This is a genomic window from Pseudomonas sp. AU12215 (assembly GCF_001675465.2).
Classification (GTDB): domain Bacteria; phylum Pseudomonadota; class Gammaproteobacteria; order Pseudomonadales; family Pseudomonadaceae; genus Pseudomonas; species Pseudomonas nitroreducens.
Genome location: NZ_MACM02000118.1, coordinates 60,048 through 79,500 on the forward strand (window position 1 = coordinate 60,048; position 19,453 = coordinate 79,500).

Below are 19,453 nucleotides of genomic sequence, written 5' to 3' on the forward strand. Positions count from 1 at the left end.
GGCCTGATCAGGTGGCGGGAGCGTCGGATATTCGCCGCCGATGACTCAGGTTCCCTACTGGCGGCTGTCCAGTTTCTACTTCTTCTACTTCTGCCTGCTGGGTGGGACGGCGCCGTTCCTCGCGCTGTATTTCCATCACCTGGGGTTCTCTGCGCCACGCATTGGCGAACTGGTGGCGATCCCCATGCTGATGCGCTGCATCGCCCCCAACCTGTGGGGCTGGTTGGGCGACCGCAGCGGCCAGCGGCTGGCCATCGTGCGCTTCGGCGCGGTGTGCACGGCGCTGTGTTTCGCCGGCATCTTCCTCGGTCACAGCTATGCGTGGCTGGCGCTGATCATGGCCGGGCACGCGTTCTTCTGGCACGCGGTACTGCCGCAGTTCGAGGTGATCACGCTGGCGCACCTGCGCGGGCGCACCGAGAGCTACAGCCGCATCCGCCTGTGGGGTTCCATCGGTTTCATCTGTACCGTGGTCGGCCTGGGCTGGCTGTTCGAGTTCGCCAGCCTGGACGCCTATCCGCTGGCGCTGCTGACGATCATGCTCGGCATCGTCGGCGCCAGTTGGTGGGTGCCGAATGCCCAGCCGCCGGCGCGGCAGGATGAGGCCAGCGCCGGAGGTTTTCTCCAGCAACTGCTCAAGCCCGGCGTGCTCGCCTTCTACCTGTGCGTGTGCCTGATGCAGCTGTCCCACGGTCCGTACTACACCTTCCTGACCCTGCACCTGGAGTCGCTTGGCTACGCGCGCGGGCTGATCGGCCAGCTCTGGGCGCTGGGGGTGGTGGCCGAGGTGCTGCTGTTCCTGGTCATGCCGCGCCTGCTCAAGCGCTTCTCGCTGCGCCAGGTGCTGGTGGCGAGCTTCCTGCTGGCGGCCTTGCGCTGGCTGCTGTTGGGCACGTTGGCCGGGCACCTGCCGGTGCTGCTGTTTGCCCAGTTGCTGCACGCGGCGACCTTTGGCAGCTTCCACGCCGCCGCCATTCATTTCGTCCAGCGCAGCTTCCAGGCTCGCCAGCAGGGACAGGGCCAGGCGCTGTACGCCGCGCTGGCCGGCACCGGTGGCGCGCTCGGCGCGCTTTACTCCGGCTACAGCTGGGGTAGCCTTGGGCCGGCCTGGACCTTTGCCATCGCCAGCGTGGCTGCGCTGGCTGCCGCCTTCATCATCTGGACCCGTCTGAACGAGGACCCGCATGAACGACACCCGTGAACAGCTGACCCAACAGATCATCGAGGCCGGCCGTTTCCTCTATGGCCGTGGCTGGTCGCCGGCCACCAGCAGCAACTATTCCGCGCGCCTGGCCGCCGATCGTGCGTTGCTCACCGTTTCGGGCAAGCACAAGGGCCAACTCGGTGAGAACGATGTGCTGGAAACCGACCTCGCCGGCAACAGCCTGGAACCGGGCAAGAAACCCTCGGCGGAAACCCTGCTGCACACCCAGCTSTAYRCCTGGCGCCCGGAGATCGGCGCGGTGCTGCACACCCAYTCGGTSAATGCCACCGTGCTCTCGCGCCTGACCGTGGGCGACCGCCTGGAGCTGGAGGACTACGAACTGCAGAAGGCCTTTGCCGGCGTCAGTACCCACGAAGGCCGTGTGACCGTGCCGATCTTCGATAACGACCAGGACATCGTCCGGCTGGCGGCCAAGGTGCAGCCCTGGCTCGATGCGCATCCGGACTGCCCCGGTTACCTGATCCGTGGCCACGGCCTGTACACTTGGGGGCCACGCATGGCCGATGCCCTGCGCCAGATCGAAGCCTTCGAATTCCTCTTCGAATGCGAACTGAAAGTACTGAGCCTTCGCGGCGGCACGCGCTGAGCGAACCCGGCCCGCTTTTGAGAAAAAAGCCCAGAAGGACAACGACCATGAGCAGCCTGACCGTCTACCACGAATCCAACCCCGAGCAGCCGCTGAAACTGCTGACCCACGCCGAGGACATCGCTTCCACCCTGGGCGAGCTGGGCGTGCGCTTCCAGCGCTGGGCGGCGAATGCCCCCATCGTTCCCGGCGCCAGCCAGGAAGAGGTGATCGCCGCCTACCAGCACGAGATCCGTCGCCTGCAGGAGGAGGAGGGCTACGTCACCGTCGACGTGGTCAGCCTGACCGCCGATCATCCGCAAAAGGATGAACTGCGCGCCAAGTTCCTCGATGAGCATCGCCATGGCGAGGACGAGGTACGCTTCTTCGTCGCCGGCCGCGGGCTGTTCACCCTGCACATCGAGGATCACGTCTACGCCGTGCAGTGCGAGAAGAATGACCTGATCTCGGTGCCCGCCGGCACCCGCCACTGGTTCGACATGGGCGAGCGCCCGCACTTCGTGGCCATCCGCCTGTTCAACAATGCCGAAGGCTGGGTCGCGAAATTCACCGGCGACGAGATCGCCAAGCGGTTTCCGTTGCTGGAAGACTGATCTCTCCTTAGCCGGGGAGGGTAGGCTGTTTCCTGCTCTTCGTAGGAGCGAGCTTGCTCGCGAACAGTGTTGCCGGCCCACTCGGTTCCATGCGGTTCGCGAGCAAGGACTGGGCGTCCCCCTCGGTCCTACATGTCATCCCGCCTGGGTTAAAGGCGGGCCTTTGGAGTCCCCATGCCCATCAAAGCCATCCTCACCGACATCGAAGGCACCACCAGCGCGGTCAGCTTCGTCTTCGACGTGCTCTTTCCCTATGCCACCGCGCACCTGCCGGACTTCGTGCGTGGGCATGCCGATGAGCCGGCCGTGGCCGAGCAACTCGCCGCCGTACGCGCCGACAGCGGTGAGACGAACGCCGACACCGAACGCTGCATCGAAATCCTTCTCGGCTGGATCGCCGAAGACCGCAAGGCCACGCCGCTCAAGGCACTGCAAGGCATGGTCTGGGAGCAGGGCTACAGCGCCGGCCAGCTCAAGGGCCATGTCTACCCGGACGCCGTCGACGCGCTGCGCCACTGGCACGCCGAGGGCTACCGGCTGTACGTCTATTCCTCCGGCTCTATCCAGGCGCAGAAGCTGATCTTCGGCTGCTCGGAGGCGGGCGACCTGTCGCCGCTGTTTTCCGGCTACTTCGACACCACCAGCGGACCCAAGCGCGAGGTGGAGTCCTATCGCCGCATCGCCGCCGCCATCGGTCTGCCGGGCGAAGACATCCTCTTCCTCTCCGACATCGTCCAGGAGCTGGATGCAGCGCAGCAGGCCGGCCTGCAGACCATCGGCCTGGCCCGCGAGGGTGGGGGACTGGAAGGCCACGACACGGTGGCAAGCTTCGCGCTGATCGACCCGGCGCAGGTTTGACCCCTGCCTTGAATGCACGCCCGCGCCGCTGCGGCGCGGGCAGCTATGCTGATCAGGCCGACATTCTCATAGAAGGATCTTCCAAATGGGCTCGACCCTCAGTGGCCTGATCAGCCTGATCATCTTTGCCCTGGATATCTGGGCGATCATCAACGTGGTGAAAAGCAACGCCGAGATGCCGATGAAGATCATCTGGATCCTGGTGATCGTCATCCTGCCGGTTCTCGGCCTGATCATCTGGGCGGTGGCAGGGCCGCGCGGCAACGTGCGGGTCTGAGCGCCATCCCGACTCCCGCAGGGGCGGGCCATGTTCGCGATAGCGCCCATGGAACGCTCCTGCAGGTCGACAGCCTCAGTCGAACCGGTAATGCATCCGCACGCAGCCCGGCTCGATCACCTTGGCCGACAGCAGCGTCGGCGACACCCGCAGCCCGGTGGCGGGGAATAGCGCAAAACCGCCGCCGATGATCTCCGGCATCACATAGATCTCCAGCTCATCCAGTGCCCCGCGCTCCAGGAAGGCCATCTGCAGCTGGCCACCGCCGAGCATCCATACGTCGCCATCTTCCAATGCGCGCAGTTCCCCGATCAGCGCGTCGACATCGCTGCGGGTTTCCAGCGGGCCCTTCGGGTCGTCGATGGGGCGCGAGGTCACCACCAGCACGCGCTGTGCGCCATAGGGCCAGGGGCCGGGGTCGGCCGCGAGGAAGTCGTAGGTCGCGCGGCCCATGACCACGGTGCGGATGCGCTGGAGGAACAGGGTGTAGTCATGTTCGCCCAACTGCAGCTGGTCATGCCTGAACAGCCAGTCCAGCCCGTGTTCGGGCGTTGCGATGAAGCCGTCGAGGCTGGTGGCGATGTAGCCGAGAATTCTGGCCATGTTGCGTCTCCCTGGATAAGCTTTGTGCCAATATATAAATGAATGTTCATTTATAAAAGAGATTGGCATGGCTCGAACCAAGACAGTAAGCGACGCAGCGATACTCGACGCCGCCATGCAGCTGATGGTGCGCGCAGGACCGGAGGCGGTGACCTTCGCCGCCGTGGGCCGCGAGGTCGGGCTTTGCGCCGCGACACTGGTGCAGCGCTACGCGACCAAGGCGGATTTCCTCCGCGCCGTGTTGCTGCGCGCCTGGGACCAACTGGATGAGCAGACCGCCCGACTCGACGAGAGCACCGAGTTGAGCCCGGAAGGCGCGATTCGGGTGCTGGTGGCGATGTTTCCGGTGGGCGAGGGTGAGACCGATTACGCGGAAGGGTTGCTGATCCTGCGCGAGGACATGCGCGATCCAGTGCTTCGTGAACGTGGTGCACGATGGGGCGCGTCGTTGGCCGCGGCATTGGGGCGGCGATTGAGCGATGATCCGCAACGGCAGCCGATTCTCGGCCGGCTGATGGCCAGCCAGTGGCAGGGTGCGCAGCTGTGGTGGGCTTTCGAACGTCGAGGCGATCCGGCGAGTGCCATCGGTGACGAGCTGCGCCGTTGGTGCGATGTCGTGCTGAAGGCGGAGAGGGTTGCGGGATAAGGCGCCGCGATGGAGACTCGTTCGATGCATTACTGCCTGATCGAAACAGACCTCGGCTGGTTCGGGCTCGCCTGGAGCCCGCAGGGAATCACGCGCGCCTATCTGCCGGGGGACTCCGTGCACAGCGTGCGCGAGCGCTTCGACAAGCTCGGCACCGAGACTGCCCAATGGCCTGCATTCATCGATGAAGCGCGCCGTTTGATCCTCGGCTATGCGCAGGGCGAAGCGGTGTCGTTCGAGAGCTTGCCGCTGGACCTGTCCGGCCAGAGCGATTTCCACCGCCGCGTCTACGACGACATTCTCCAGCTGGCCCGTGGGGAGACCACGACCTATGGCGAGATCGCCCGGCGCCTGGGCGATGTCGGCTTGTCCCGCGCGGTGGGGCAGGCGATGGGGTCCAATCCGATCCCGTTGATCATTCCCTGTCACCGCGTGCTTGCCAGCAGCGGCAAGACCGGTGGCTTCTCCGCGCCGGGTGGTAGTACGTCGAAGATGCGCATGCTGGCGCTGGAGGGTTTTCAGGACCCGCAGGCCGCACAGACCTCCTTCGATTTCTAGGCCTTTTCCAGCGCGCCCTCCAGGCGCAGCAACAATTCCTTGCGCGGCAGGCCGCCGGCGTAGCCGGTGAGGCTGCCGTTGCTGCCGATCACCCGATGGCAGGGGACGATGATGCTGATCGGGTTGGCACCGTTGGCCGTGCCCACCGCGCGGATGGCCTTGGGCCGACCGATCCGCCGCGCCAGTTCCGCATAGACAGTGGTGTAGCCGTAGGGAATCTCCAGCAGCGCCTGCCAGACCTGGCGCTGGAACTCGGTACCACCGGTGTTCAGCTTCACGTCGAAGCGCTGGCGCTTGCCGGCGAAATACTCGTCCAGCTGACGCGCCACGTCGTCCAGCAGCGGGCTGCCTTCGTGCCAGTCCGGTTGCGGGTAATGGCGGGTCTCCAAGTCCATGTAGAGCATGCGCAGGCCGCCTTCGTCGCCTGCCAGCAGCAGGCGGCCGGTGGGGCTGTCGTGGTAGCGGTAGTGCATGGTCATCCTCCGGTGCGGCCGGCCTGGGAATAGGCGTGCCACAGATAGACGGCGGCGTAGGCGCGCCACGGTCGCCAGGCTTCGGCGCGGCGTTGCAGTTCGCGGGCAGTGATACCTTCGGCGCCCCAGACCGGCGACTTGAGCAGGCCCAGGTCGGCGGCGGGGAAGGCGTCCGGATCGCCGAAGGCGCGCAGGGCGACATATTCGGCGGTCCACGGACCGATGCCGGGCAGGGCGCAGAGGCGCCGCACCAGGTCGTCGGCGCCGTCGTTTACGTGCAATTCCAGTGCGCCGCTAGCGCACGCGGCGGCGAAGCGCTGCAGGGTTTCCACACGCTTGCCGGGCATCCCGATGCCGGCAAGGTCCGCGTCAGCCAGGGCCTCGGGTGTGGGAAACAGTCGGGTTGGCTGGCCTTCACAGTCGCCGGGCAACGCTTCGCCCAGGCGCTGCACCAGCCGTCCGACGATGGTGACGGCGGCCTTCACCGTGACTTGCTGGCCGACGATGGCGCGCACGGCCTGCTCGAACGGGTCGAAGGCCGTGGGCAGGCGCAGGCCGGGTGCTTGCAACAGGAGCGGGGCGAGCAGCGGGTCGGCCTGGAAGTGCTCGGCGATCTGCAGTGGGTCGCTGTCCAGGTCGAACATCTTGCTCACCCGCGCCGCCAGCGGTTGCGCATGCTGCGGCGCCAGGTGAATGTCCAGTTCCAGTTCGGCGCTGTCTTCCAGCGGGCGAACGCTGAACCAGCCGATATCGCCGCCCACGCGCACACTGCGGGCATAGCGGCGCGGCGACAGGCATTCGACGCCGGTCAGGCTGCGCAGGGCGAAATGCTCGTGGAACTGCTGCCAGTCCCAGGGCGCACGGTAGGGCAGGCGAATGAGTTGGGGAGTGGGGGGCGTGTTGGTCATGGGGCGACATTACCCGTTGCCGGCGATGCTGTCCTCCCGCGCCTGACTTTCAAATTCCCCAGGAAGGCTGGCGCCGACGGCAGGGTTCGACCTGTCATCGATGGGCACGTAGAATGCGCGCCTCTTTCGGGGCGGCCCGGCCGTCCCCTCCTATTGTCTTGCCCCGACGGGAGCGCACTCATGCACGATTACCAGGAAACCCTCTACGACGGCTATGGCCAGCGTTTCAGCGTCGACAGGATGCTCCACGAGGTGCGCACCGAGCACCAGCACCTGGTGATCTTCGAGAATGCCCGCATGGGCCGGGTGATGGCGCTGGACGGCGTGATCCAGACCACCGAGGCCGACGAGTTCATCTACCACGAGATGCTCACCCACGTGCCGATCCTCGCCCATGGCAACGCCAGGCGCGTGCTGATCATCGGTGGCGGCGACGGCGGCATGCTGCGCGAGGTGTCCAAGCACGCCAGCGTCGAGCACATCACCATGGTCGAGATCGACGGCACCGTGGTCGACATGTGCAAGGAGTTCCTGCCCAACCATTCCCAGGGCGCCTTCGACGACGCGCGGCTCAACCTGGTGATCGACGACGGCATGCGCTTCGTCGCTACCACCACGGAGAAGTTCGACGTGATCATCTCCGACTCCACCGACCCCATCGGCCCCGGCGAAGTGCTGTTCTCGGAGAACTTCTACCAGGCCTGCCATCGCTGCCTGAACGACGGCGGCGTGCTGGTGACCCAGAACGGCACACCCTTCATGCAACTGGACACCGTGCGCAATACCGCCGGCCGCATGAACGGCCTGTTCGCCGACTGGCACTTCTACCAGGCGGCGGTACCGACCTACATCGGTGGTTCGATGACCTTCGCCTGGGGTTCGACCAACCCGGCCCTGCGCCACGTCGACGTGACCACCCTGGCCCAGCGCTTCGCCGCCAGCGGCATCCAGACCCGCTACTACAACCCGGCTATCCACCAGGGCGCCTTCGCCCTGCCGCAGTACGTGCTGCAGGCCATCGGCAAGCGGGCCAACGACTGATCGTCGCGCAAGCGCGGGGACAAGCCCCGCGCCACGACATTTTCTTCACGCGCTCTACGGCACTCTGCCCGCCCTTGGGCGGTCCCACATGCGCCGATTCACCCTTGCATCATCCCGAAACGATTGGCATGCCAGGCTTAATGTCCGCTTAAGCGGCGCACTTTAGAATGCGCGGCCGCTGCTTTTGCGGTGTAATGCCGCAGCCTTTCGCGCTCGCGCGGGCAGCCGCTCTGTCCGGCAATGGCGATGCGCCTTCGACCCCGAACGTTCACAACGGAACCTAGAAATGGGCCAATCAGAAGTCCTGTCCAACCGCCAGACCGGTGCGAGCCTCACGCGGCCCACCCTGTCCGGCCACCTGGCGTTCACCGCGCTCAGCGTCCTAGCGCTGATGGTGATGTTCACCCTGCTGCGTGTTGCGCTGCTCATCTACAACCGCGAGCTGATCGGCAGCACCCCGGCGTCGACCTTCGTCGAGGCCTTCATCACCGGCATGCGCTTCGACATCCGCGCGGTGGTCTACATCGTCGCCCCGCTGGTGTTCGCCATCGCCAGTGTGCGCGCCATGGGCTGGCGCTGGCTGTGGAAGACCTGGCTGACCATCGCCGCGAGCATCACGCTGTTCCTCGGCGTGCTGGAAATGGACTTCTACCGCGAGTTCCACCAGCGCCTGAACAGCCTGGTGTTCCAGTACATGTCCGAAGACCCGAAGACGGTCATGAGCATGATCTGGTACGGCTACCCGGTGGTCCGTTACCTGCTGGCCTGGGCCTTCGCCACCTGGATTCTGTACCTGCTGTTCCGCGGCATCGACCGTGCGACCCGTCCGCAGGCTTCCGGCCCATCTGCTGCTGTCTGGTATATCCGCGTGGCCGTGCTGCTGATCGTGATCGTGCTCTGCGTGCTGGCCGCTCGCGGTACTCTGCGCCAGGGCCCGCCGCTGCGCTGGGGCGACGCCTTCACCACCGACTCGATGTTCGCCAACCAGTTGGGCCTGAACGGCACCCTGAGTCTGATCAAGGCCGCCGAGAGCCGCTTCCTGTCCGAAGACCGTGACAATATCTGGAAAGCCACCCTGCCGGTGGACCAGGCGCGCGACGTGGTGCGCCAGATGCTGGTGATGCCGGACGACAAGCTGGTCGACGCCGATGACGCCGCCGTGCGCCGTGACTACACCCCGCCGGCCGATGGCACACTGCCGATCAAGAACGTCGTGGTGATCCTCATGGAAAGCTTCGCCGGCCACTACGTCGGTGCGCTGGGCGGCAAGGGCAACATCACGCCGTACTTCGACAAGCTGAGCAAGGAAGGGCTGCTGTTCACCCAGTACTTCTCCAACGGCACCCATACCCACCAGGGTATGTTCGCCACCATGGCGTGCTTCCCCAACCTGCCGGGCTTCGAGTACCTGATGCAGACGCCCGAGGGCGGCCACAAGTTCTCCGGTCTGCCTCAGCTGCTGTCGGCGCGCAAGTTCGAGGACGTCTACGTCTACAACGGCGACTTCGCCTGGGACAACCAGTCCGGCTTCTTCGCCAACCAGGGCATGACCTCGTTCATCGGTCGTAACGACTTCGTCAACCCCGTGTTCTCCGACCCGACCTGGGGCGTGTCCGACCAGGACATGTTCGCTCGCGGCAACGAGGAACTGGACAAGCTCGAAGCCACCGGCAAACCGTTCTATGCCCTGCTGCAGACCCTGTCCAACCACGTGCCTTATGCACTGCCCAAGGACCTGCCGGTGGAGCGCGTGACCGGTAACGGCAGCCTCGACGAGCACCTGACCGCCATGCGTTATTCCGACTGGGCGCTGGGGCAGTTCTTCGAGAAGGCGAAGAAGTCGCCCTACTACAAGGACACCCTGTTCGTGGTCGTCGGCGACCATGGTTTCGGCAGCCCCGAGCAACTGACCGAGATGGACCTGTTCCGCTTCAACGTGCCGCTGCTGCTGGTGGCTCCGGGCATCCAGGAGAAGTTCGGCGCTACCCGCGACACGGTTGGCACCCAGATCGATATCGTGCCGACCATCATGGGCCGCCTGGGCGGCGAAGTGCGCCACCAGTGCTGGGGCCGCGACCTGCTGAACCTGCCGGCCGGCGACAAGGGCATCGGCGTCATCAAGCCGTCGGGCAGCGAACAGGTGATCGCCGTGATTTCCGGCAACCGCATCCTGATCCGTCCGAAGGAAGGCGACATCCGCGTGTATGACTACAAGCTGGGCAGCGACTTTGGCGTGAAGCGCGTGGATGGCGCGACCGACCAGGAGAGCCTGCGGGTACGACTGGAGTCCTTCATCCAGACTGCGACCAAGAGCCTGCTGGACAACACCGCTGGCGTGGTGGACGGCAAGCCCGACGCGAAGTGATGAGGTAGTTCAGTGAAAAGGGGCCTTCGGGCCCTTTTTTCATGGGCAAGGGTTTTGCCTTTTATTGGAGCGAGGGTGCCATGCGGTAACACGAGGAAGTTATAAAGTAAGACCACATCGGTCTAAAGGATTATAAGAAAAGTCAGTATCCTCCCGGCCACACCACGAGGTGATCAGTTTCGCCAGTCAGGACGCGTAGATGGATTTCGGCAATATCGGGTTTGTAGTCGCGGGTCTTGTCGTAGGCTTTATCGTTGGGATGACCGGTGTCGGTGGCGGTTCGCTGATGACGCCCATCCTGCTCTGGTTCGGTATCAACCCTGCCGCCGCGGTAGGCACCGACCTGCTCTATGCCGCTATCACCAAGTCCGGCGGCGTCCTGGTTCACCGCAAGAACGACAACATCGACTGGCGCATCACCGGCTGGCTGGCCCTGGGCAGCGTCCCGGCTGCCGCGTTGACGTTGCTGTTCCTGCACAGCCTGCATACCGACACCGCGGCCATGAACGCGGTGATCAAGAACGCCCTGGGCGTCGTGCTGCTGCTCACTGCGCTGGCCGTGCTGTTCAAGAAGCAGGTGCTGGCCTTCGCCCAGCGTCACGCCGGGGACAGCTTCCACTTCAGCGGCCCCCGGCTGAATACCCTGACCGTGATCACCGGCGCCATCCTCGGCGGCATGGTCGCGCTGACGTCCATCGGCGCCGGCGCCCTGGGTACGGTGGCGCTGTTCATCCTCTATCCCTTCCTCGCCACCCGCCGTCTGGTGGGCACCGAGATCGCCCACGCTGTGCCCCTGACCCTGGTCGCCGGCCTCGGCCATGCCAGCATGGGCAACATGGACTGGGGCCTGCTGGGCTACCTGCTGATCGGCTCGCTGCCGGGCATCTACTTCGGCAGCCACCTGGCCGGGCGTATTCCGGACGGCGTGCTGCGCCCGTGCCTGGCGATCATGCTGGCAATGATCGGCTACAAGCTGGTCTTCTAAAAAACCGTCTACGATCTGCTGCGCGTCGGCCGTAGGGCGTTGGAAAGCGCCCTCAGATGCTCATTTACAGAACGTAAACTCCGCTCTTCGGGCGTTCTCCGCCTACCACGGCTCTGCTCGCAAGATCGTCAGCAGATTTTCTAACGGCGGCGGAAACGCCCCGGCGTCACGCCTTTCCAGCGACGGAAGGCGTGGATGAAGTTCGACACCTCGCCGTAGCCGAGTCGCTCGGCGATTTCCTCCAGACGAATTGCCCCCGTGGCCAGCAATTCCTCGGCCAGCGCCTGGCGCACCTCGTCGAGCAGCGCGCGATAGCTGCTGCCTTCGCCTTCCAGCCGGCGCCGCAACGTGCGCGAGGTCATGTGCAACTCATCCGCCAGTTGCTCCATGTCCGGCAGCCGCCCCGGCGTGCCCAGCAGGCGGTCGCGGATCTGCCCGGAAAGCCCGGTGCGTACCTGGCGCCGGGCGAGCAGGGCGCGGCATTGCTCCTCGCAGCGCCGCGCCACTTCCGGATTGGCGCCCGGCAGCGGCATTTCGAGAATGTGGCTGTCGAAGACGATGCGGTTTTCCGTCTGGCCGAACAGCGGTTTCACCCCCAGTTCATCGATATAGGGCTGCAGGTCGGCTGGCGCCTCGCGGCGGAAAAGCGCCTGGCGAATCGGCGGCGGCTGGTTGGTGAGGTCGCGCTGGATGCGCAGCACACCGCCGCCGTCGCGGTCGATGAGGAAGTCGCGCAGGTCTTCCGGCACGGACGTGTCGTCCAGCACCAGGTGCGCTTCGCCGTCGTGTTCCTCCAGGGTCATGCGGTGGAAGGCATAGGTCAGGTCGAGGTAGCGCAGGCCCAGGTGCGCGGCACTGAGGAAGGTCGAGCTGCTGAGCATCGCGAAGCCCCAGATGCCGTAGGCGTTGAGGTGGTAGCGCAGGCCGGCCTTGAGCCCGATGCCGGGGCGCTGGCCGATGTGCCGGTTGATGTTGCGCAGCAACTCCAGTTCCTGGGTGGCCTCCACCTCGGCGCCGGGATCGGCGAGCACGCCGATGTCCAGTCCGGTGCGGCCCAGGCACTGTTCCAGGGTCATGCCATGGTCGAGGCCGAACTGGGTCATGAGCTGCACGCTGATGGCACTGCGCCGGGGGGAGCAGGCTGGGGTAGCAGGCATCGAAACCTCGGGAGTCAGGGTGACCGAAAGTCACAATTTTCTGTCCGACTATGCCATAACCCGTGGCGGGAAGTCGCACTAGGATGTTGTCATCCGCCGCTATGCGGACATCAGAACCGGGAGCACAACAATGACAACATCATCCCGTCGATCGGCCGCCCCGCGCGTGCTGATCATCGGTGCCGGCTTCGCCGGCCTGGGGTTGGCGATCCGCCTGCAAAAGGCCGGGATCGACGATTTCCTGATCCTCGAAAAGGCCGCCGACGTCGGTGGCTGCTGGCGCGAGAACGTCTATCCGGGCGCTGCCTGCGACGTGCCTTCGCACCTGTATTCCTTCTCCTTCGAACCCAAGGCCGACTGGTCGCGCAAGTTCGCGCCCCAGGCGGAAATCCTCGAGTACGCGCGGCACTGCGCCGATAAATACCGCCTGCGCGAACGCATCCGCTTCAACTGCGAGGTGCGCGAGGCAAACTTCGACGAGGCTGCCGGCGAGTGGTGCGTTACCTGCGCCGATGGCGAAGAATTGCGCGCGCAATCGCTGGTCTGCGCCCTGGGCCAACTGAGCCGCCCGTTGATCCCGAAGCTGCCGGGGATCGAGCGCTTCCAGGGCAAGGCCTTCCATTCCGCGCAGTGGGACCATGGCACGCCATTGGACGGCAAGCGCGTGGCCGTGGTCGGGACCGGCGCCAGCGCCATCCAGTTCGTCCCGCAGATCGCGCCGAAAGTCGCCGAGTTGCTGCTGTTCCAGCGCAGCGCCGCCTACGTGATTCCCAAGCCGGATCGCCCCTACGCCGACTGGGAGCGCCGCATCAAGTCGCGCCTGCCCTGGCTGCAGCGTCTGGATCGTGGGCTGAAGTACGTGCAGCACGAGGCGCGGGCGCTAGCCTTCACGGTGTTCCCGCCGATGATGAAATTCATGCGGATCAGCTTTCACCTGCACATGCGCAAGAGCATCGCCGACCCTCAACTGCGCGCGCGGCTGCAGCCGGATTACCCCATGGGCTGCAAGCGCATCCTGATCAGCAACGACTACTACCCGGCGCTGGCGCGCAGCAACGTGAAGCTGGTCGATACCGGCATCCGTGAGGTTACTGAAGACGCCATCGTCACTCGCGACGGCCAGCGTCATCCGGTGGATACGATCATCTACGGCACCGGCTTTGCCGCCACCGAGTTCCTCGCGCCGATGCGCATCACCGGCCTCGCCGGGCGCGAGCTGAACCAGGCCTGGAGCGACGGCGCCGAGGCGTACAAGGGCATCAGCGTCAGCGGCTTCCCCAACTTCTTCATCCTCTACGGACCGAACACCAACCTGGGGCACAACTCCATCATCTACATGCTGGAGAGCCAGTTTCCCTACGTACTCGGCTGCCTGCAGCGCATCCAGCGCGAGGGCCTGAAGTACCTGGACCTCAAACCGCAGGTACAGCAGGGCTTCAATCGCCAGTTGCAGCACGACCTGCAGCACACCATCTGGGAGCGCGGTTGCAGCAGCTGGTACAAGACCGAAAGCGGCCGCAATACCGTCAACTGGCCGGGCTTCACCTTCCGCTACCGCCAACAGACCCGCCAGCCGGAGTTCGCCGACTATGACTGCATCCGTTGAGCCCGTGGTACCGCTGTCGACCCGCCAGAAACTCCTGACCGCCACCCTGCGTGGCACGCTCAACCTGCTGTTCCGCGGGTTGATGGGCCCGCAGTTGCCGGTGAAAGCTCAACGTGCATTGCTGCGCGGGCTGACGGCCGCAACCCTGACGCCTGGCGGCGTGCATCGTCAGCAGACGACGCTGGGCGGTGTCCCGGCCGAGGTCTGGCGTCCCGATGGGGGCGGCGAGGGCAGGGTGATCCTCTACTTGCATGGCGGTGCCTATCTGGTTGGCTCGCCGGCGACCCACCGGGCGATCACCGCCAACCTGGCGCGGCGCTGCCAGGCCGAGGTGTGGGTGATCGATTACCGCCTGGCGCCGGAGCACCGTTTCCCGGCCCAGCGCGAGGACGCGGTGGCGGCCTACCGCGCCTTGCTGGACAAAGGCATCCCGGCATCCGCCATCGCCGTCGCTGGGGATTCCGCGGGGGGCCACCTGACCCTGCAACTGGCGCTGGAGGCGAAGAAGCAGGGGCTGCCGGTGCCGGGCGCGCTGGTGACCTTCTCGCCGGTGACCGATCTCTCCGCCGAGCATCTGCACGCGCCAACGGCCGGCGATCCGCTGATCACCCGCGCCTGGATGGACAGCGCCATGGAGATGTTCTGCCCGCCGGGCATGCCGCGCGTGGACGCACAACTGTCGCCGCTGCATGCTGATCTCACCGGCTTGCCGCCGCTGCTGATCCAGGTCGGCGAGGATGAAGTGCTGCGCAACGACAGCCTGCGCTTCGCCGACGCGGCGCGGCGGCATGGCGTGAGCGTCAGCCTGCAACGTTTCCCCGGCTGCTGGCATGTGTTCCAGGCTCACGCCGGCCTGCTGGACGTGGCCGACCGGGCGCTGCAGGACGTTGCCAACTATCTCGCCGGCCATCTGCAGGGAGTACGCCGATGAATTCCATCCTGATCAGCGGTGCCGCCTCCGGCATCGGCGCCGCTACCGCGAAGCTCTTCCACCGCAATGGCTGGCGCGTCGGTCTGATCGACCTCAATCCCGAGCCGCTGGAGAACCTCGCCGCCGAACTGGATGGCGCCTGGCAAAGGGCGCTGGACGTTACCGATACCGAGGCCGTAACGGCGGCGGTGAACGCGTTCGCCGAAGCCAACGGCGGCCACCTGCGCCTGCTGTTCAACTGCGCGGGCATCCTGCGCTTCGGGCGTTTCGAGGACATCAGCCTCGCCGAGCACAACCGCATCATTGCCATCAATGTGCAGGGCGTACTCAACTGTTGCTATGCCGCGCTGCCGTACCTCAAGCGCACGCCGGGTGCACAGGTGCTGAACATGGGCTCGGCTTCCGGGCTGTATGGCGTGCCGCAGATGGCCAGTTATTCGGCCTCGAAGTTTGCCATCCGTGGGCTAACCGAGGCGCTGGAGCTGGAGTGGCGCGAGCTCGGCATCCGCGTCGCCGACCTGATGCCGCCGTTCGTGCGCACGCCGATGGTCGCCAGCCAGACCTTCGAGCCCCCAGTATTGCGCCGCCTGGGCGTCACCCTGGTCGCCGAAGACATCGCTCGGGCCGCCTGGCGCCAGGCCCGGAGTGGCGGCGTGCACCGACCCATCGGCGCGATGTTCCGCGCCATGTACTGGTCCGGTCAGCTGTCGCCCCCGGCGATCAACCGCTGGGTGATGGCCTGGCTCAGCCGTGCCTGAGTAGACTGCAGGGGCGGCGAAGGAGGCCGTCCCATGCAGCGAATCCCCGAACCCCAGCCCTCTGTCTGGCAGCGAGTGCTGCAGGACATCACCACACCGTTCGACCGGATCAGCGAGATGACCTACGGGGTGATCATGACCCTGACCATCATCTCGGTGATTTCTGCTGCCAGTGGCGGCGCGAGCCGACAGGACCTGGTCGTCGCCGCGTTGGGCTGCAACATCGCCTGGGGCGTGGTGGATGCCCTGATGCTGCTGGTGCGCCTGCGGGTGGAGCGGGTGCACCAGCACGGGCGGCTGCGCGCTTTGCGGGGTGTTTCGAGCGACACCGACTTTCGTGAAGGGCTCGACGAGTTCCTGCCGCCCAGGCTGGTGGCGGTGCTCCATCCGGATGAGCTCTGGAACCTGCGCCAGCGGCTGATGGCCTCGGAACTGGGTATCGGTCAGCCGCGCGGTGGCGGTGCCGCTGTCTGGCTGGCGGCGTTGCTGATCGTGCTGCTGGTGAGCGGCATCACCCTGCCGCTGATCCTGCCGCTGTGGCTGGTGCCGGACGAGCTGATGGCACTGCGCATTGCCCAGGGCATCGGCGTGGTCATGCTGTTTGGCCTGGGCTGGCTGCTCAGCCGCTGGTCCGGCGACTCCCCCTGGCCGGGTGCGCTGGGCTTCACGGCCCTTGGCGTTGCCATGACGGGCCTGTGCATCGCGCTGGGCGGCTAGTGCCGCGGGATTGCGCCATCCGCCGCCTGTCGCCGCCGAGCGGAGCAAAGCGTCAAAGTAGCGGCAGGTCGGGCGCCGAGACGCTACGCTGAGAAATGTGGCCGGTATATTTCCGTTGCGCCGCTCGGCGCGTTCGGCGGAGTTGGCCACCATTTCGGGGGACGTTGCGGCATTTGACGTTTCCTGGCGGCACACTGAAGTGCCCGGAACGCGACCGCCAAGGCCGCGTTCGTTGGCGGGGAATACACTCTGAACGTCTCGACAGGAGGTGCGTACCATGGAAAAGCCCCTCTCGGAGGATATCAGCGTCAACGTGTTGCGCCGGATGAAGGAAGGTGGCTTCGATTTCGCACGCATTCATCCCATCGACTTTTTCGCCATCTTTTCCGATGAACAGAACGCCCGCAAAGCTGCCCGGCAGTTTCGCGGCGAATCGCTGAGAACCCAGGTCGAGGCCCGCGATGACGGCGGCTGGAGCCTGCAGATCAGCAAGGTGATGTTCGCCACCCACGCCGCCATCGGTGATTTCGAACACGATCTTGAGGAGGTCGTGGTGCCACTGGGCGGTATTCTCGATGGATGGGGCGTGACCCAGGAGGTCACTTCCCTGCGCTAGCAGCACGTCGTTGAGCCGCCTTTCATGGCGGCCGATCTTCTACCCGCGAAACCAGACAGCGCGCCGTCGCCAGCAGTGACGGCGCGCTTCTTCACGTCGGCAAAGGCGGCGATGCAAGAAGGACCTTGCGGACACGCCCGGTTCCCCCGGCGCCACCGATGCGGCAGACTGCCGCGCGGAGGTGACCATGACCGATATCCTGATCCTGACCCACGTCGATTTCTGCCCGCCCGGCCATCTGGGCGTGGTGCTCGACCGTCTGCAATTGCCGTTCGACGTCCGCCGTGCCGACCTGGGCGAGTTGCAAGGCTACGACCTGGAACGGCCCAGGGCCGTCGCCATCATGGGCGGGCCGATGAGTGTGAACGACGACCTGCCATGGCTGCGCGACGAGATCGCGGCAATCCGCCGCTTCATCGAGCGCGACGTACCGATGATCGGCCACTGCCTGGGCGGCCAGTTGCTGGCCAAGGCGCTGGGCGCGGACATCCGTCGCCTGCCGTACACCGAACTCGGCTGGCAGCCGATGCGCCGCCAGGAAGGCCAGAGCCCGTGGCTGGCGCACCTGCCCGACGAATTCCCGATCTACCAGTGGCACGGCGATACCTTCGACATCCCCGAAGGCGCCACGCGCCTGCTGTCCAGCCCCTGGTGCGAGAACCAGGGCTTCAGCTATGGCGATCGCATCCTCGGCCTGCAGGGCCACCCGGAAATGACCGAGGAACTGGTCAGCGATTGGGTCAACGGTTTCCCGGAATACCTCGATCCCAGTCAGCCAAGCCAGGAGAGCGCAGCAGTCATGCTCGACGGTCTGCCGCAGCGAGTGGCGGCGATGAACCAGGTGGCGGAAGGGTTCTACCGTCATTGGTTGAAGCTGGCCGGGTTGATCTGATCCGGCGATCTTGGTGCGGCGATGGGACATCGCGGACGGAGTCCGCTCCCACGCAGGAGCTGGCTTTTCGTAGGAGCGAGCTTGCTCGCGAACAACCCCCGCTGCGGGGCTGGGGTTCGCGAGCAAGCTCGCTCCTACAGTGTCTGCATGTGTGTGCGACTCAATGCTTGAACATGATGTGCCGCGCCACGGTGTAGTCCTCCAGGCCGTACATCGACAAATCCTTGCCATAGCCGGACTGCTTGAAGCCGCCGTGGGGCATTTCGCTGCACAGCATGAAATGCGTGTTCACCCAGGTGCAGCCGTACTGCAGGCGCGCCGCGACTCGTGAGGCGCGTCCGACATCCTTGGTCCACACCGACGAGGCGAGGCCGTAGTCGGAGTCGTTGGCCCAGCGCACGGCCTCGTCCGCATCGCTGAACGGCGTCACCGACACCACCGGGCCGAACACCTCGCGGCGGACGATCTCGTCGTCCTGCTGGGCGTTGGCTACCACCGTGGGTTCGTAGAAGAACCCCTTGCCGCTGACCATCTTGCCGCCGGTGGCGATCTGGATGTGCGGGCTGGCCTTGGCCCGTTCGACGAAGCCGGAGACGCGGTCGCGCTGGGCCGCGGTGATCAACGGGCCGAGTTCGGTATTCGGGTCGTTCTGCAGGCCGGTCTTCAGGCTGGATACCGCGCTGGCCAGATCGGCGACGAAGTTGTCGTAGACCTTCTTGCCGGCATAGATGCGGCAGGCGGCGGTGCAATCCTGCCCGGCGTTGTAGAAGCCGAAGGTGCGGATGCCGGCCGATCACATCTTCCAGGTCGGCGTCGTCGAAGACGATCACCGGGGCCTTGCCGCCCAGTTCCATGTGCAGGCGTTTCACGCTGTCGGCGGCGCTCTTGATGATCGCCTTGCCGGTGCCCACCGATCCGGTCAGCGAGACCATGCGCACCAGGTCGTGGCTGACCAGTGGCGCGCCCACGCTCGGGCCACGGCCGAAGACCAGGTTGACCACGCCGGCGGGGAACAGCTCGGCGATGAATTCGGCCACGCGCAGGGCGGTCAGCGGGGTCTGTTCCGACGGCTTGAGCACCACGCAGTTGCCCGCGGCCAGCGCCGGGCCGAGCTTCCATGCGGCCATCATCAGCGGGTAGTTCCACGGTGCGATGGAGGCGACCACGCCCACCGGGTCGCGACGGATCATCGAGGTGAAGCCGGGCAGGTACTCGCCGGCGGCGGAGCCGGGCAGCACGCGGCAGGCACCGGCGAAGAAGCGGAATACGTCGGCGATGGCCGGGATCTCGTCGTTCAGTGCGGCGGCGTAGGGCTTGCCGCAGTTGTCCGATTCCAGGCGGGCCAGCTCCTCGGCGTGTTCCTCGATACGGTCGGCCAGGCGCAGCAGGAGCATGGCGCGGTCCTTCGGCGCGGTCTGCGACCAGCCGTCGAAGGCGGCGTTGGCGGCGCGCACCGCGGTATCCACCTGGGCTTCGCTGGCTTCGGCGATCTGGCCGATCACCTCGCCGGTGGAGGGGTTGAGGATATCCAGCTTGGTGCCTTCACCGGCGACGAACTGGCCGTTGATCAGGAGTTTGGTTTGCATGGGGCTCCTCCTTCAATGGGTTTCCCCTCACCCCAGCCCTCTCCCGGAGGGAGAGGGGGCTGTCCTCTGCAC

At 65.7% G+C, this 19,453-nt stretch carries 20 protein-coding genes and 1 pseudogene; 16 read left to right on the top strand and 5 right to left on the bottom strand.

Annotated elements, in window-relative coordinates; genetic code table 11:
* Window positions 1-40: 40 nt before the first annotated feature.
* From A9513_RS15690 to A9513_RS15710, 5 genes are all read left to right on the top strand, one after another.
* Window positions 41-1,201: an MFS transporter gene (locus A9513_RS15690; protein WP_065327609.1), complete on the top strand. Its 1,161-nt coding sequence runs from the start codon at window positions 41-43 to the stop codon at window positions 1,199-1,201.
* On the top strand, window positions 1,185-1,811 hold the full coding sequence (locus A9513_RS15695) for a methylthioribulose 1-phosphate dehydratase (RefSeq protein WP_065327610.1): 627 nt from the start codon (window positions 1,185-1,187) through the stop codon (window positions 1,809-1,811). The genes A9513_RS15690 and A9513_RS15695 overlap by 17 nt, the downstream gene beginning before the upstream one ends.
* Window positions 1,812-1,858: 47 nt before the next feature.
* Window positions 1,859-2,404: an acireductone dioxygenase gene (locus tag A9513_RS15700; protein WP_024765430.1), complete on the top strand. Its 546-nt coding sequence runs from the start codon at window positions 1,859-1,861 to the stop codon at window positions 2,402-2,404.
* 174 nt (window positions 2,405-2,578) lie between these two features.
* A complete protein-coding gene (gene mtnC, locus A9513_RS15705; protein WP_065327611.1) occupies window positions 2,579-3,262 on the top strand; it encodes an acireductone synthase in 684 nt (227 codons plus the stop codon).
* A gap of 85 nt (window positions 3,263-3,347) precedes the next feature.
* Window positions 3,348-3,539 (top strand): PLDc N-terminal domain-containing protein, encoded by a 192-nt coding sequence (locus A9513_RS15710; RefSeq protein WP_024765432.1) that lies wholly within the window; start codon window positions 3,348-3,350, stop codon window positions 3,537-3,539.
* Window positions 3,540-3,614: 75 nt separating this feature from the next.
* Here A9513_RS15710 and A9513_RS15715 read toward each other — a convergent pair whose 3' ends face one another.
* The gene (locus A9513_RS15715) at window positions 3,615-4,142 is read right to left on the bottom strand and encodes a dihydrofolate reductase family protein (protein ID WP_037012955.1); all 528 of its coding nucleotides are present in this window, start codon (window positions 4,140-4,142) and stop codon (window positions 3,615-3,617) included.
* A gap of 67 nt (window positions 4,143-4,209) precedes the next feature.
* On the opposite strand from A9513_RS15715, the gene A9513_RS15720 reads away from it, so the two are divergent.
* Entirely contained in the window at window positions 4,210-4,788 is a 579-nt protein-coding gene (locus tag A9513_RS15720) for a TetR/AcrR family transcriptional regulator (protein ID WP_065327612.1), read from the top strand.
* 24 nt (window positions 4,789-4,812) lie between these two features.
* Window positions 4,813-5,346: a methylated-DNA--[protein]-cysteine S-methyltransferase gene (locus tag A9513_RS15725; RefSeq protein ID WP_255302865.1), complete on the top strand. Its 534-nt coding sequence runs from the start codon at window positions 4,813-4,815 to the stop codon at window positions 5,344-5,346.
* Here A9513_RS15725 and A9513_RS15730 read toward each other — a convergent pair.
* The gene (locus A9513_RS15730; protein WP_065327614.1) at window positions 5,343-5,819 is read right to left on the bottom strand and encodes a methylated-DNA--[protein]-cysteine S-methyltransferase; all 477 of its coding nucleotides are present in this window, start codon (window positions 5,817-5,819) and stop codon (window positions 5,343-5,345) included. The two genes, A9513_RS15725 and A9513_RS15730, sit on opposite strands and share 4 nt — an antisense overlap.
* A gap of 2 nt (window positions 5,820-5,821) precedes the next feature.
* Window positions 5,822-6,727 (bottom strand): DNA-3-methyladenine glycosylase, encoded by a 906-nt coding sequence (locus tag A9513_RS15735; protein WP_065327615.1) that lies wholly within the window; start codon window positions 6,725-6,727, stop codon window positions 5,822-5,824.
* 180 nt (window positions 6,728-6,907) lie between these two features.
* On the opposite strand from A9513_RS15735, the gene speE reads away from it, so the two are divergent.
* The 3 genes from speE to A9513_RS15750 all read left to right on the top strand — a co-directional run bounded on the left by speE (window position 6,908) and on the right by A9513_RS15750 (window position 11,118).
* The gene (speE, locus tag A9513_RS15740) at window positions 6,908-7,768 is read left to right on the top strand and encodes a polyamine aminopropyltransferase (protein ID WP_024765438.1); all 861 of its coding nucleotides are present in this window, start codon (window positions 6,908-6,910) and stop codon (window positions 7,766-7,768) included.
* A gap of 286 nt (window positions 7,769-8,054) precedes the next feature.
* Window positions 8,055-10,133 (top strand): LTA synthase family protein, encoded by a 2,079-nt coding sequence (locus A9513_RS15745; protein WP_065327616.1) that lies wholly within the window; start codon window positions 8,055-8,057, stop codon window positions 10,131-10,133.
* Between the two features lie 199 nt (window positions 10,134-10,332).
* Entirely contained in the window at window positions 10,333-11,118 is a 786-nt protein-coding gene (locus A9513_RS15750; RefSeq protein ID WP_024765440.1) for a sulfite exporter TauE/SafE family protein, read from the top strand.
* A 140-nt stretch (window positions 11,119-11,258) separates the two neighbouring features.
* On the opposite strand, the gene A9513_RS15755 is transcribed toward A9513_RS15750, so the two are convergent.
* Window positions 11,259-12,275 (bottom strand): AraC family transcriptional regulator, encoded by a 1,017-nt coding sequence (locus A9513_RS15755; protein WP_037017623.1) that lies wholly within the window; start codon window positions 12,273-12,275, stop codon window positions 11,259-11,261.
* 130 nt (window positions 12,276-12,405) lie between these two features.
* On the opposite strand from A9513_RS15755, the gene A9513_RS15760 reads away from it, so the two are divergent.
* The 6 genes from A9513_RS15760 (at window position 12,406) to A9513_RS15785 (ending at window position 17,795) form a co-directional block, all read left to right on the top strand.
* Window positions 12,406-13,881: an NAD(P)/FAD-dependent oxidoreductase gene (locus A9513_RS15760; protein ID WP_024765441.1), complete on the top strand. Its 1,476-nt coding sequence runs from the start codon at window positions 12,406-12,408 to the stop codon at window positions 13,879-13,881.
* Window positions 13,865-14,812, top strand: coding sequence for an alpha/beta hydrolase (locus A9513_RS15765; RefSeq protein WP_065327617.1), 948 nt, complete (start codon window positions 13,865-13,867; stop codon window positions 14,810-14,812). Before A9513_RS15760 ends, A9513_RS15765 begins: the two co-directional genes overlap by 17 nt.
* Complete coding sequence (locus A9513_RS15770; protein WP_065327618.1) at window positions 14,809-15,570, top strand: SDR family oxidoreductase; 762 nt, start codon at window positions 14,809-14,811, stop codon at window positions 15,568-15,570. The genes A9513_RS15765 and A9513_RS15770 overlap by 4 nt, the downstream gene beginning before the upstream one ends.
* Window positions 15,571-15,603: 33 nt before the next feature.
* Window positions 15,604-16,287 (top strand): VIT1/CCC1 transporter family protein, encoded by a 684-nt coding sequence (locus A9513_RS15775; RefSeq protein ID WP_065327619.1) that lies wholly within the window; start codon window positions 15,604-15,606, stop codon window positions 16,285-16,287.
* Between the two features lie 277 nt (window positions 16,288-16,564).
* Window positions 16,565-16,903, top strand: coding sequence for a ribonuclease E inhibitor RraB (locus A9513_RS15780; RefSeq protein ID WP_024765445.1), 339 nt, complete (start codon window positions 16,565-16,567; stop codon window positions 16,901-16,903).
* Window positions 16,904-17,090: 187 nt separating this feature from the next.
* Complete coding sequence (locus tag A9513_RS15785) at window positions 17,091-17,795, top strand: type 1 glutamine amidotransferase (RefSeq protein WP_065327620.1); 705 nt, start codon at window positions 17,091-17,093, stop codon at window positions 17,793-17,795.
* A gap of 160 nt (window positions 17,796-17,955) precedes the next feature.
* On the opposite strand, the pseudogene A9513_RS15790 reads toward A9513_RS15785, so the two are convergent.
* Window positions 17,956-19,381: pseudogene (locus tag A9513_RS15790) on the bottom strand (gamma-aminobutyraldehyde dehydrogenase).
* Window positions 19,382-19,453 lie beyond the last annotated feature (72 nt).